This window comes from Bifidobacterium subtile (assembly GCF_000741775.1).
GTDB lineage: Bacteria > Actinomycetota > Actinomycetes > Actinomycetales > Bifidobacteriaceae > Bifidobacterium > Bifidobacterium subtile.
Map to the genome: position 1 here is coordinate 1 of NZ_JGZR01000002.1, position 13116 is coordinate 13116.

Below are 13116 nucleotides of genomic sequence, written 5' to 3' on the forward strand. Positions count from 1 at the left end.
AGAGACCTCGCGCGCGCCGACCTGATCATCCTCGACGAGTTCGGCTACGTGCCCTTCGACATCGACGGCGCCAGACTCCTCTACCAGATCATCACCGGCAGCTACGAGAGAAGAAGCATCATCTTCACCACCAACATCGAGTTCAGCAAATGGGGCACGATCTTCGCCGACGACAAACTCGCCGCCGCGATCATCGACCGCATCGTCCACCACGGCCGCCTCATCGAATTCACCGGACCAAGCCGGCGCGTGAGCGAAGCCCTCATGTTCGGCAAGGAAATCCACAACCAATAACCAACAGCACGCTCCACGCCGAAACCCGAAAAAAATAAGTGACCAACCACAAAAAACCAACTTGACTAAAAACAGCGATGACGGACAGGGCCGTTCCCGCCGCGCCGCCGAGCTGGCGGAACATGTTGAACACGCCCGAGGCCTTGCCCATGAGCATGGGTTCGACGGATCCCAGCACGCCCTTCTGCAACGCGGGCCCGGCCAGGGCGAGACCGGCTCCTGATAGGACCAAGAGGACCGCGAGCAGCCAGTACCAGCCGCCGAAGAGCACGGCAGCGGCAAGGCTCGCATAGCCGACGACTTGCATCGCCATGCCCGCCAGCGCCATGTTGCGTTCGCCATAGTGGTCGACAAGCCTTCCTGCGAAGGGAGAGAGTACGGCGAACGCGCCGGTCCAGGGAAGCAGACCCAGTCCAGCGCTCAGCGTGCCCAGGCCGAGGGCCGCGTGCAGATACTGCGGCAGGAAGAACACGACGCCGTACATCGCCGCATACAGCAGGAACGTGGCCGCCACCCCGCCCGAGAGTGCCTTGGAGGAGAACAGGCGCAGCGGCAACAGAGAATGGTCCTTGCCCCGCTGCCTGGTGACGAACGCCACGGCAGCCAGCACGCTGGCCAAGCCGGCCACGCCCGCAGGCAGGCGCATCGCCACGTTCGGCGCCTCGGAGAGCGCCCAGACCACCAGCCCGGACGCGGCCACGACCAGCACCGCGTCAAACGGGTCAATGCGGGAGGCGGGCACGCGCGACTCGGGCAGCTTATAGTGCGCGAGGATCATGCCGGCCAGGCCGATGGGCACGTTGATCCAGAAGATCCACTGCCACGACAAGGACGCGGTGATCAGCCCGCCCAAAGCAGGGCCGACGACCAGAGCCAGACCGCCCACGCCGCTCCATATGCCCAGGGCGCCGCCTCGCTTGCTTGCCGGAGTCGCCGAGGTCAGAATCGTCATCGACATGGGCGTCATCGCGCACGCGCCCACGCCCTGGACGATCCGCCCGGCCAGCAGCCATGCGAAGCTTACCGACAAGGCGCAGGCTGCTGACCCCAAGGTGAACAGGCCAAGCGCGAGGATGTAGGTCCTGCGCCGCCCGATCCGGTCGCCGATGGCGACGCCCAGCAGAAGCAGCGCCGCAATCGTGATGTTGTACGCGTTGAGCACCCACTGCAAGCGCACCACATCCAGGCCGAACTGGCGTCCTATCGCGCCCGAAGCCGTCGTCACGATCATCGAATCCATCATCGCCATGAAGATGCCCAATGAGGTTAGTGCCATCAGCCACCCCTGCGAAACTCTTTGGTTGGACAACGGTGACGTGACCTCCTGGGCACCGCTGTGGTTGCTGGGTCATTCCGCCTCGGAAGAGGTGGCATCCGGATATAACCTATGCATAGGATCTCCTGTTTTATAGTTGAATAATTAAACAATTGTTAAACTATAAAACGGAGTGATGACTACGCCGTAATGGGTGTTTATTTCCTAGTTCAGGGAGTCAAAGAAGTGGGTGACGTACCGGTCGAAGGCCTCGTAGTCGAGGGTGACGTACTTTTCCCGCGCGTCCTTGCGCATGTGAATCAGGCCAGCCTCGCGCAATGTGCGGAAATGGTAGGATCCGGCGGATCTGGTGATATCGACTGCCAGGCCGACTTCCTCGCACGTCACGCCTCGCCCGACTTTTTTCAGATAGCGAACGATCTCAAGCCGAACCGGGTCTGACAGCGCCTTGAATACCTTCGCGGTCGTCTCGTTGTCGTCGGGCGCATTGTGTTCAACAGTCATGCAACCATAATACGAAAACAACTCCCCAAAACTCCGAAACCGTGCATTCTTACGTACGACACGAGTTCGAACATATGTTCTACTGCTTGTGTATTGTATGACCTACCGAATCGGAAACCGGCCACGAAGGAGCGCATAAGGAGGCGAGCTATGGCAGATCGGACTTACATAGCGATCGATCTCAAATCGTTCTATGCCTCCGTCGAATGCGTGGAGCGCAACCTTGACCCGCTGACGACCAATCTGGTGGTGGCCGATGTCAGCCGCACCGAGAAGACGATCTGCCTGGCAGTTTCGCCTTCGCTCAAGGCATATGGCCTTCCCGGTCGTGCGCGGCTGTTCGAAGTGGTGCAGAAGATGGCGGAGGTCAATGAGCGCCGTCGCCTGAACGCCCCGGGAAGGCGTCTCGAAGGGGAGTCTTTCGATGCCGATGAGCTGAGCGCGTCGCCGAATCTGAAGGCGACTTACATCGCCGCCAAGCCCAAGATGGCGCGGTATTTGCAGCGCAGTGCGGAAGTGTATGCCATTTATCTGCGATACGTGGGTGCGCAGGATATCCATGTGTATTCGGTTGATGAGGTGTTCATGGACGTGACCCATTATCTCAAGGCTTCGGGCATGAGCGCGCATGAGATGGCGGTTGCGATAGTGCATGATATCCAAAAGGATACGAAGCTGACTGCCACAGCCGGAATCGGCACGAATATGTATCTGAGCAAAGTCGCGATGGATATTGTGGCGAAGCATATTCCGGGCGATGAGGACGGCGTGCGCGTCGCCGAACTCGATGAGACGTCGTATCGTCAGCTGCTGTGGGCGCACAGGCCGTTGACCGATTTCTGGCGGGTTGGGCGCGGATATGCGAAGAAGCTTGAAGCGCACGGGTTGCTCACGATGGGGGATATCGCTCGCTGTTCAGCAGGCAGATCTTGCGATTATTACAACGAGGATCTGCTCTACCGAATGTTCGGCATCAACGCCGAGCTGCTCATCGACCATGCCTGGGGCTACGAACCCTGCACCATCGAGGAGATCAAGGCCTACAAGCCTGCGGCCACCAGCATGAGTTCCGGTCAGGTGCTCCAAACGCCCTATGACTGGAAGCATGCCCGGCTCGTGATCAAGGAGATGACCGATATGCTCGTCCTGGAAATGGTGGACAAGCGGATGCAGACCGATCAGATCGGGCTGTATGTCGGCTATGAGCGGCTGAACAATGTTGCGCCGGGTACCAGTGCCAGTATCAGCACTGGCCAAGCACGTGCTGCTGGTGCTGGTGCCGCTGACCGTGCTGGCGAGGGACATGCTGGCGGTAGGTATGCTGGCAGAGAAGGTACCGATGAGGAGAACGGCAGCGCTGAAAGTGCCGACGTCGAAAGCATCGGTGCAGAAGGCATTGACGTCGGTGCCGTCATGCGCAAGCCGTCATCGCGAGCCGTGGTGCAGGACCGTTTTGGACGCAAGGTGCCCAAACCTTCACGAGGCACGACGAAGCTTGGTTCGTACACGTCGTCATCCAAAGTCATCATCAAGGCTATGATGGCGCTCTACGACCGCGTGACCGACCCGCTGCTTATGGTGCGCCGGATGAACGTCGTCGTGGGTCGGCTGCGGCCGGCATATGCATCGGGCACGGGGGAGCAGCGCTATGAGCAGCCTGACCTGTTCTCGTGCGGAGACGACGAGGAGGCGGCCCGTCAGGCAGCCGAACAGGATCAGCGCAACGAACTCGAAGTGCAGCGTGCGATGATCGGTGTCAAGCGACGATTCGGCCGCAACTCCATTGTCAAAGGCATGGATTTGGAAGAAGGCGCCACCGGCATCAAGCGCAACGCGCAGATAGGAGGTCATGCCGCATGACGCTTGAAGCAACCCATCGTTACGATGACATCATCGCGATGCCGCACCACCAGTCACGCACCCACGCGCGGATGGCTCTGCGCAGTCGCGCCGCGCAGTTCATGCCATTCGCTGCGCTCACCGGATACGACGCCATCATCATGGAAGCGGCACGCGAAACGCATCAGCACGTGCTGCTGGACGAGGACGCACAACGCGAACTCAACGCGAAGCTGCAACGCGCCTTGGATCAGCGCGAATCCCGGCATCGGCTCGCAATCACCTATTTTCGCAAGGATGGCAGCAAGGACGGCGGCGACTACATCACCGCAGAAGGCATCATCCATCTTATCGACCGAGAACGGAAAGCCCTCGTGCTCGAAGACCACACGGCGATTCCGCTTGAAGAAATCATCGCCCTAGATGATTTGGATAAGCCGGGTGATGGGAAGACGCGGGTATAGGCAGCGAAGGAGCAATGTAGTCAGTCGAATGTGGGACGGCGCAGACTTATCATGGAGCCATGCGTGATATGCCCAGTTACCCGACTTGGATCAAACCATCGAGAATCCGATTGTTCTGGATGCTTTCGGTGGCGATTGTGCTTGCAGCCGTTGTGGCTGGCGTCATCTGGAGGCCTGGATTTGCGTTGGCCATAGTGGCGGTGCCTTGTATCTACATCGCTGGTCGTCATCAGTGTGACATCGTGGCGGCTGAGCCCGCAAGGCGATGATATTCAGGCAAAGGTTCATCAGCAGATCGTCGAGCGAGTTGGCGACGGCGAGAACTATCTCGATATCGGGTGCGGGAGCGGCGAACTGCTGATCAAGCTTGCGAAGACGTGGCCGGGGAAATTCATCGGCCTGGATTACTGGCCTGGGGAGTGGGGCCAGTTTGCGCGGGTTCAGGCAGAACGGAATGCAAGATTGGAACATGTTCCGCAAATAGCATTCGTTCATGGTTCCGTGTCAAGGTTGCCATTCTCAAATGGCGAGTTTGATCGCGTGGTGAGTTGCCTTACCTTTCATGAAGTCAAAGATGCTGACAACAAAAACGTGAGCATCGCCGAGGCCATCAGGGTTGTAGCGGACGGTGGTCGTTTTGCCTTTGTTGATTTATTCGATGATACGAAGATCTACGGAAGTCGTGAGTGCGTATTGGCTGCTATCCGTGATGCTGGCGGTCGAATCGAGGAACAGACCGTACTGTCCGCAGCACTTCCCTTGCGATGGCCGATGAACACGCCAAAAGTCCTGCGTTACGCCGTCATTATCTCCGGAACAAAACGTGCGTCATAGGCACAATGCGCATCGGCGCCGCTATACCAGGTCTCATGCTATATATCCACGACATTGCCAGCGAACTGAGGTCGGGGTAAATTCAGATTCACACACAACATCTACTGGCTACTGGGAACCGTTTGGCCTGTATGCCAATCTTTTGATACTCGTTCATTGACAGGTATACGGACGGAATGACAAGCAAGGCCGCCAGAGAATCGTACGACACTCATGCGGTGCCCGATTCCCCAGCGGCCTTACCAATGCTATGTATACCGGTTTGCTCTAGCCTGCGCCGATCCAGCGCAACCCGCTCACGCCGTGAAGTACTCGACTCCGGCTTCGAAGATCGGCTGGCGTTCGGTGCCGGGGACGTTGCGGTATAGGCCTGCGCCGGAGCGCTCGGAGTGGGCCATCTTGCCGAAGACGCGGCCATCGGGGCTGGTGATGCCTTCGACGGCAAGCAGGGAGCCGTTCGGATTCACGTCCAGACTCATGCCTGGCACGCCGTTTTCGTCCACATATTGCGTCGCTATCTGGCCGGAGGCCTTGAGCTGGTCGAGCACTGGCTGCGGGGCGACGAAACGGCCTTCGCCGTGGGATATCGCAATCGTGTGGATGTCGCCGACCTGCGTCTTGGACAGCCACGGCGACAGATCGGAGGCCACGCGCGTATGCACGAGGCGGCTCTGGTGGCGACCGATGGTGTTGAAGGTCAGCGTCGGGCATTCGGCCGTCATCGGCACGATGTCGCCGAAAGGCACCAGACCGAGCTTGACAAGTGCCTGGAAGCCGTTGCACACACCTAGCATCAGTCCATCGCGGTTGTTCAGCAGGTCGCGCACGGCCTCGGTGACCTGCGGCGAGCGGAAGAACGCGGTGATGAACTTGGCCGAGCCGTCCGGTTCGTCGCCGCCGGAGAAGCCGCCGGGAATCATGACGATCTGGCTGCGGGATATCTCTTGCGCCAGACGCGCGGTCGATTCCGCGACAGCGCCCGGGGTGAGGTTGTTGATGATCAGCGTGCTCACCTCGGCGCCCGCCTGTTCGAATGCCGCCGCCGAATCATATTCGCAGTTGTTGCCGGGGAAAACGGGAATCACGACGCGCGGCTTGGCGATGCTCGTGCCGGAACGGCGAGTCGTCTGACCAGCAATATGGCTGATCGTCTCGACCTGGGGGCCGTCCGCGCGGTAGGGGTACACCGATTCGATGCCGCCCTCCCAGACTTCCTGCACCTGCGCGAGATCCAACGTTTCCGCACTCGTACGGAACGCATAATCCGCCGTCGTGGTACCGATTGTGCCCATGCACACCCGGTTAGTCACCTTCGGCAGTGCGGCACCATCGGCCAGTTCCACGAAGAACGAGCCATATGCGGCTTTGAAGAGATCGTCAACCGCGATTTCCGGCTCAAGCGCAAGCCCGATGCCGTTGCCTACGGTCATTTCGAACAGCGCCGCGGCGCTCGCGCCGTAGCCCGGCGTGGAGACCGCTAGCGCGGAACCGTCTTCGATAAGCTCCTCGACGGCGGTCATCGCACCCAGCAGGCCCTCAGTATCCGGAGTCAATCCGTCGGCGGCATAGCGCGGCGCGATGCGCACGACGCGATGACCGGCACCCTTGAACTCAGGCGAAGTGGCGTGGTTCACCGGTCCGATGGCCACGGCGAAGGAGATCAGGCTCGGCGGCACGTCGAGATCCTCGAAACTGCCGCTCATGGAGTCCTTGCCGCCGATGGCGCCCACGCCCAGATCGACCTGCGCGTTCAGCGCGCCGAGCACTGCGGCCAACGGCTTGCCCCAACGGCTCGGCTCAGTGCCGGGCTTGCCGAAGTACTCCTGCAGGCTCAGATAAGCGTTCTCGCGCTTGAAGCCGCTGGACACGAGCTTCGACAGCGACTCGACCACGGAAAGATACGCGCCGGTGAACTGGTCGCGCTCCATGATGTAGGGATTGAAGCCCCACGCCATGGCTGAGGCAGTGGTCGTTTCGCCGAAGACCGGCAGCTTCGCCACCATCGCCAGGCTCGGCGTGAGTTGACGCGAACCGCCATAGGGCATCAGCACCGTGCCTGCGCCGATGGTCGAATCGAAGCGCTCACCAAGCCCCTTGTTCGAAGCGACGTTCAGATCGCTCACCAGCGCGTGCATGCGCGCCGCTAATGTCCCCGAGTTCCACGATGCCGGCGTGGCATAGTTGCTGCTCGGCCCCACTTGCACCCGCTGATGCTTTTCGGCACCGTTCGAGGCAAGGAAGGCGCGGCTCAGGTCGACGATGGCGTCGCCCTGCCAGTTCATGCGCATCCGAGCCTCTTCGGTGACGGTCGCGACAACCGTGGCCTCAAGATTCTCCTGGCGCGCGTATTCGAGGAATTCGTCCACATCGGAAGCGGCGACATCCACTGCCATGCGCTCCTGCGACTCGGATATGGCCAGCTCGGTGCCGTCGAGTCCCGCGTACTTCTTGGGTACCGCGTCCAAATTGATGATCAGCCCGTCGGCGATTTCGCCGGTCGCCACCGACACGCCGCCTGCGCCGAAATCGTTGCAGCGCTTGATGAGCTGACAGGCGTCCTTGCGGCGGAAGAGCCGCTGCAGCTTACGTTCGACAGGTGCGTTACCCTTCTGCACTTCGGCGCCGAGCTCAGTGGTCGAGGTGACGTCCAGAGACTGCGAAGCGCCCGTGGCCCCGCCGATGCCGTCGCGGCCAGTACGCCCGCCCAGCAGAATGATCTTGTCGCCCGGAGTCGGGGTTTCGCGGCGCACATGATCGGCTGGCGTAGCACCCACCACGGCACCGACTTCCATGCGCTTGGCCACGTAGCCCGGGTGGTAAATTTCGTCCACCTGCCCGGTGGCTAGGCCGATCTGGTTGCCATACGAAGAGTATCCAGCGGCGGCCCCGGTCACCAGCTTGCGCTGGGGAAGCTTGCCCTGCAATGTCTCGCTCACCGGCACAGTCGGGTCGCCGGCACCGGTGACCCGCATCGCCTGATATACATAGGAGCGGCCGGAAAGCGGGTCGCGGATGCAGCCGCCAATGCAGGTGGCCGCGCCGCCGAAGGGCTCGATTTCCGTGGGATGGTTATGCGTTTCGTTCTTGAACAGGAACAGCCAGTCCTCGTCTCGCCCGTCCACGTCGACCTTGACCTTGACGGTGCACGCGTTGATCTCCTCGGACTCGTCCAGCCCGGTGAGCAGGCCCTTGGTCGCAAGCCATTTCGCGCCGATGGTGGCCATATCCATAAGGCATATCGGCTTCGCGTCGCGGCCCAGCTCCTTGCGCATCGCAAGATAACGGTTGAAGGCCTCGCTCACCTTGTCATCGTCGAAGGCGATGTCGTCAAGACGCGTGCCGAAGGTCGTATGGCGGCAATGATCGGACCAGTACGTGTCAATGACCTTGATTTCGGTGATGGTCGGCTCGCGCTTCTCGCCGGCGAAATAGCGCTGGCAGCATTGCGCATCCGCCAGATCCATCGCCAGAGCGCGATCCACAAGGAAATCGCCCAGGCCTTGTTCGTCCAGTTCGTTGAATCCCCTGAGGATTTCGACTGATCCGGGCTGCTTGACCTCGTCGTTCAGGCTGGTCACCGGGTCGAGCGAGGCCGGCCGCGATTCGACCGGATTGATCACATAGCGCTTGACGGCTGCCAAGTCCTCGGGGGAGAGGTCGCCGGCGATGATGTAGATTCTGGCTGTGCGCACGGTGGGGCGCTCGCCCTGGGAGATGAGCTGGATGCATTCGCTTGCGGAATCGGCCCGCTGATCGAACTGGCCGGGAAGGTACTCCACGCCGAAGATGGCGTTGGATGCGGCGCCGGCTGCGGTATTGTCGCCGGCCTTGTTGTCGATTCCGGGAAGCGTCTCGGAAACCGTATCGACCTGCGGCTCGCTGAACACAGTCGCCACGGCCTGATCGAACAGCGCGGCATCGATGCCCTGCACGTCATAGCGGTTGATCATGCGCAGCCCGGTGATGCCCGTGATGCCCAGAATCGTGACGAGCTCGCTGCGCAATTGCTGCGCTTCAACGTCGAATCCGGGCTTCTTCTCCACGTAGATACGGAACACGGATGCATTGTCATGATTGTCATGCGCCGTTGCGTTTGCCTGTGCCGCGGTGTTTGTCTGAGCCACTCTTGTCCTGTCCTTCGGTCGGTGCTTGAGCACGGAATACACGGAATGCCTATGCGGTTATTGTTGGATGCTTGCGGTCTTCACCGAGTGCTGTATTGCACTGAGTGCCATATTGCGTCAAGTGTGTACTGCACTGAGTATTTCGTTTCACAGTGTTTCATTCCACAGAGTGCCGTATGGCTTGTGGTCAATGCAGTGTGACATGACACTGGATAAATGAGCATCGCCTGCACCCGAGGCTGACGGATGCAGGCGATTGCGATCATGCGCTGGGGGTGATGCCCTCGTCCTTGGCCAATGCGGTCAGGCGCGCGTAGATATCCTCGTATGCGGGGATGATATCGCCCAGATCCCGGCGGAAAAGGTCCTTGTCGAGATGCTCGACCTTGCCATCCTTGCTGCCCTTGTTCCACAGGCGGCAGGTGTCGGGGGTGATTTCGTCGGCCAGGAGAATCTTCCCGTCGCCGGTCTTGCCCTCTTCGATTTTGAAATCGACCAGTTGCACGCCGATCTTCGTGAAGATGTCGAGCAGCGCATCGTTGACCGCGCGCGCCTGGCGCGAGATCGTGGCAAGCTCCTCTTCGCTGGCCAGTCCCAGGGCGATGATGCCGTCATCGTTGATGAAGGGATCGCCCAGCTCGTCGGACTTCACGCAGAATTCGAGAATCGGCTTTTTCAGCTCCGTGCCTTCGGCGACGCCGTAGCGCTTCGCAAACGACCCTGCGGCGGTGTTGCGCATGATGATCTCAAGCGGGAACATGTCCATGCGGCGCACCAGCTGCTCGGTGTCGGACAAGCGCTGCACGAAGTGGCTTTCCACGCCTCGGGCCTTGAGCAGGTCGAAGATGACAGAGGTGATGTGATTGTTCAGCTCGCCCTTGCCTTCGATCTGGGCTTTCTTCGCGCCGTTGCCGGCGGTCGCCTGATTCATGTATTCGACCCAGAGAATGTCCGGATCGTTGGTTGCGTAGAGTTTCTTGGCCTTGCCCTCGTAGAGCTTCTCCAGTTTCTCCATGACCCGCCTTTCGCGTATGCCTTTTCCACAAGATTTGGAGCAGTGAATTGACGCTCACAGCGTAGCAAGCAGAGGTTACAACGACACGGATTGCTCGGGCGGACGACGAACTTTGTGCTGTCATACCTCAACAAACCGGGTATCTGCGTTGTGTGTAGCGTTATCGAGGTGCTGCGGAGGTCTATCTGCGTTGTGTGAGGCGCTATTTTTCGGAGAGTCGAGTATCAGGTGGTCAGAACCGCGGTTTTCGGCCAGCGATACTCAGGGTGCCAAGGAATTAACGCCTCACACAATGCAGATAGACCTCCGCAAGGGTGAATTAGCGCTACACATAACGCAGATACCATCGAAAACCGGACAATTTCTACGCATTGCAACTTGAAGACACCCGAATAAGGTGGCTAACGAGCCGATATGGCACACAAATTGCATGAAAACATCAGCTAATCGCGATGTGCAGTGTATCCGCCACCTGCGCGGCCCGTGCTCGCGCCTCGTCAACGTCTTTGCCGGTCGCCAGCGACACCGCCATGCGCCGATGGCCGTGCACGGCGGGCTTGGTGAAAATGCGCAGGTCGGTATCCGGCTCTGCCAGTGCTTCGGGCAGATTCGAGAACACGGCCTCGCCTTCGCCCTCGATCACAATCGCATGGCTGGCCGCGACCGAACCCTGCCGCAAGGTCAGATTCAGATGCTCCTGCGTCACTGGCAGCCCTAGCACGGCCCGGGCGTGCAGCGCGAACTCGCTCAGGCGCTGGGACATCATGGTCACCATGCCCGTGTCGTGGGGCCTGGGGGAGACCTCGTTGAAGAGCACGGTGCCGTTGTCGAGCACGAACAATTCCACGCCAAACACGCCCCAGCCGCGTTCGCCCTCGCGCTGTGCCTGATCGACCATGCCCAGCACCGCAGTGCAGGCGATGCGCTGCGCCGTCGCCAGAGTCGCGTCATCGACGTTGGCCGGCTGCCAGGACTCGCGGTAATCCCCATGATCCTGCCGTTGCCCGATAGGCGCGCAGGTGACCACGCCCGCGCGGGAGCTGACGGTGAGCACAGTCAGCTCATAGGCCAATGGCACCAAAGCCTCGACGATGACACGCGAAACCGTGCCGTCGTTCGCCGCGCGTCGGCCGGTCTGCGCCTCCTGCCAAGCCTGTTCGAGCTGTTCTGCGCCCTTGACGACCGACTGTCCGTGTCCAGATGAGCTCATAATCGGCTTGACGACGCAGGGGTAGCCCACAGCCTCAGCGCCGGATTGCAGCTCCTCGAAGGACCCGGCGAAGCGGTACGGCGTCGTGGGCAGGCCAAGCTCGTCATGGGCCAGCACGCGCAACCGCTCCCGATCCATGCAGATCGCGGCGATGCCGGAGCTCGGCACCACCTGGATGCCCGATTGGGCCGCTTTGGCCAGTTCTGCAGTGGCGATGGCCTCCACTTCGGGGATGATGATGTCCGGCTTTACGCGGGCTATGAGTGCATTGAGTTTCTGCGCGTCCGCCATATCGAGCACCTGCGCCTCATGCGCCACTTGGGCCGCCGGAGCGCCAGGGTAGCTGTCCGCAGCGCATACCCACGCGCCTAGCCGCATCAGCTCGATGGTGACCTCTTTGCCCAGCTCGCCTGAACCCAGCAGCAGCACGCGGGTCGGCTTCGCGCCCAAGGGCGTGCCAAGGGGCCGATTGATAGTCAAGGAAGAAATGGGAGAAATGGACTGCATGGTGGCGGACGTCGAGGCAGGACGATTCAGGCTGTTTTCGCTCATATGACCATTGTGCCATCTGTGGTGTATCGAAGATGTGGTGTATCGGGAGCGCGTGCTCTTGCGCTGTGCGGCGTTGGCCTGGTCGCCGTCGGCGGCGTCGGCTACGAGCAGCGGGCTGTGTGCGCTCGCCCGCGATGCTTCGGGAAACCGCGGCCGCGACAGATATTTCGCGTAGCACATGTTCTGCTCGGGCGATAGTAGTGACTTTGCAAGAGATAGCCGTTACAGTCATGAGAGGTCTGTTGCGATAAGGCGCCTATGGTTTTTATGGTTTCGTCATCATCGCAACGGCTGAAGGCACAGTTGGATCAGCGGATATGAGGAATACCATGGCACATATGGCAACGCACGTCAGCGACGCTGGTGCGGGCGAGACGAAGCCGCAGCTACCAGGCAGCGGCAAGCTGCAGACGCGGGACTACATCACCATCGGCGTGTATAACGTCTTGTATTTCGTGCTCATCTCCGTCGCCGCCGGCGTGACGCATGTAATACCCGTGGGCATGCCGCTCACGGGCTTCGCCTGCGGGCTTTTCGGTGGAATTCCGTACATGATGGTGGCTGCGAAATCGCATCGTTTCGGGGCGATTACCATCATGGGCATACTGCTCGCCGTGCTGATGGGCGCGATGCATGGCAATTACTACACGATTGCCACGGCTGTGGCCGCGTCGGTGGGAGCCGACCTGATCGCGTGGGCCGGGCGCTACCGCAGCCTCAATGTGAATATCATCTCCGCAGGCGTGTTCAACCTGTGGAGCATCGGCATGTTTCTGCCATTCTACATCGGCAGAAACGACTATCTGGGGGCGTTGACGGCCAAAAACGGCGCACAGTACTCCGCCGGTCTCGCAGGGTTGTTCCCCGGCTGGGTGCTGCCGGCGCTGCCCGTTCTCGGCGTACTCGGCGGCGTGTTGGGCGCGTGGTTCGCCAAACTGGTGATTCGAAAGCACTTTGAAAAAGCCGGCTTAGTCTGACATATGGCAGATAGGACAATGCACGCT

Annotated in this window: 10 protein-coding genes; 5 read left to right on the forward strand and 5 right to left on the reverse strand. The window is 60.5% G+C overall.

All coding sequences use genetic code 11. The features are described 5' to 3' along the window. Nucleotides 1-294, forward strand: a 294-nt coding sequence (locus tag BISU_RS01055; protein ID WP_034532902.1) for an ATP-binding protein, incomplete at its 5' end; no start/stop codon positions are given. Here the strand turns inward: BISU_RS01055 and BISU_RS01060 are convergent. Together BISU_RS01060 and BISU_RS01065 are read right to left on the reverse strand one after the other, a co-directional pair. Further along, entirely contained in the window at nucleotides 263-1570 is a 1308-nt protein-coding gene (locus tag BISU_RS01060) for a DHA2 family efflux MFS transporter permease subunit (protein WP_155803816.1), read from the reverse strand. The genes BISU_RS01055 and BISU_RS01060 overlap by 32 nt on opposite strands. A gap of 204 nt (nucleotides 1571-1774) precedes the next feature. Then, nucleotides 1775-2074: an ArsR/SmtB family transcription factor gene (locus BISU_RS01065; protein ID WP_024463679.1), complete on the reverse strand. Its 300-nt coding sequence runs from the start codon at nucleotides 2072-2074 to the stop codon at nucleotides 1775-1777. Between the two features lie 150 nt (nucleotides 2075-2224). Here BISU_RS01065 and BISU_RS01070 point away from each other — a divergent pair, with 150 nt between their 5' ends. From BISU_RS01070 to BISU_RS01080, 3 genes are all read left to right on the forward strand, one after another. Then, the gene (locus BISU_RS01070; RefSeq protein WP_024463680.1) at nucleotides 2225-3934 is read left to right on the forward strand and encodes a Y-family DNA polymerase; all 1710 of its coding nucleotides are present in this window, start codon (nucleotides 2225-2227) and stop codon (nucleotides 3932-3934) included. Then, nucleotides 3931-4377 (forward strand): YolD-like family protein, encoded by a 447-nt coding sequence (locus tag BISU_RS01075; protein ID WP_024463681.1) that lies wholly within the window; start codon nucleotides 3931-3933, stop codon nucleotides 4375-4377. Before BISU_RS01070 ends, BISU_RS01075 begins: the two co-directional genes overlap by 4 nt. 234 nt (nucleotides 4378-4611) lie before the next feature. Further along, on the forward strand, nucleotides 4612-5211 hold the full coding sequence (locus tag BISU_RS01080) for a class I SAM-dependent methyltransferase (RefSeq protein ID WP_051246113.1): 600 nt from the start codon (nucleotides 4612-4614) through the stop codon (nucleotides 5209-5211). Nucleotides 5212-5507: 296 nt separating this feature from the next. On the opposite strand, the gene BISU_RS01085 is transcribed toward BISU_RS01080, so the two are convergent. From BISU_RS01085 to purT, 3 genes are all read right to left on the reverse strand, one after another. Further along, nucleotides 5508-9254: a phosphoribosylformylglycinamidine synthase gene (locus BISU_RS01085; protein ID WP_404801787.1), complete on the reverse strand. Its 3747-nt coding sequence runs from the start codon at nucleotides 9252-9254 to the stop codon at nucleotides 5508-5510. Between the two features lie 343 nt (nucleotides 9255-9597). Next, the gene (gene purC / locus BISU_RS01090) at nucleotides 9598-10350 is read right to left on the reverse strand and encodes a phosphoribosylaminoimidazolesuccinocarboxamide synthase (protein WP_024463683.1); all 753 of its coding nucleotides are present in this window, start codon (nucleotides 10348-10350) and stop codon (nucleotides 9598-9600) included. A 439-nt stretch (nucleotides 10351-10789) separates the two neighbouring features. Continuing rightward, nucleotides 10790-12112, reverse strand: a complete 1323-nt coding sequence (gene purT / locus BISU_RS01095; RefSeq protein WP_024463684.1) for a formate-dependent phosphoribosylglycinamide formyltransferase — start codon at nucleotides 12110-12112, stop codon at nucleotides 10790-10792. Nucleotides 12113-12450: 338 nt separating this feature from the next. Here purT and BISU_RS01100 point away from each other — a divergent pair, with 338 nt between their 5' ends. After that, the gene (locus BISU_RS01100) at nucleotides 12451-13089 is read left to right on the forward strand and encodes an MptD family putative ECF transporter S component (RefSeq protein WP_024463685.1); all 639 of its coding nucleotides are present in this window, start codon (nucleotides 12451-12453) and stop codon (nucleotides 13087-13089) included. Nucleotides 13090-13116 lie beyond the last annotated feature (27 nt).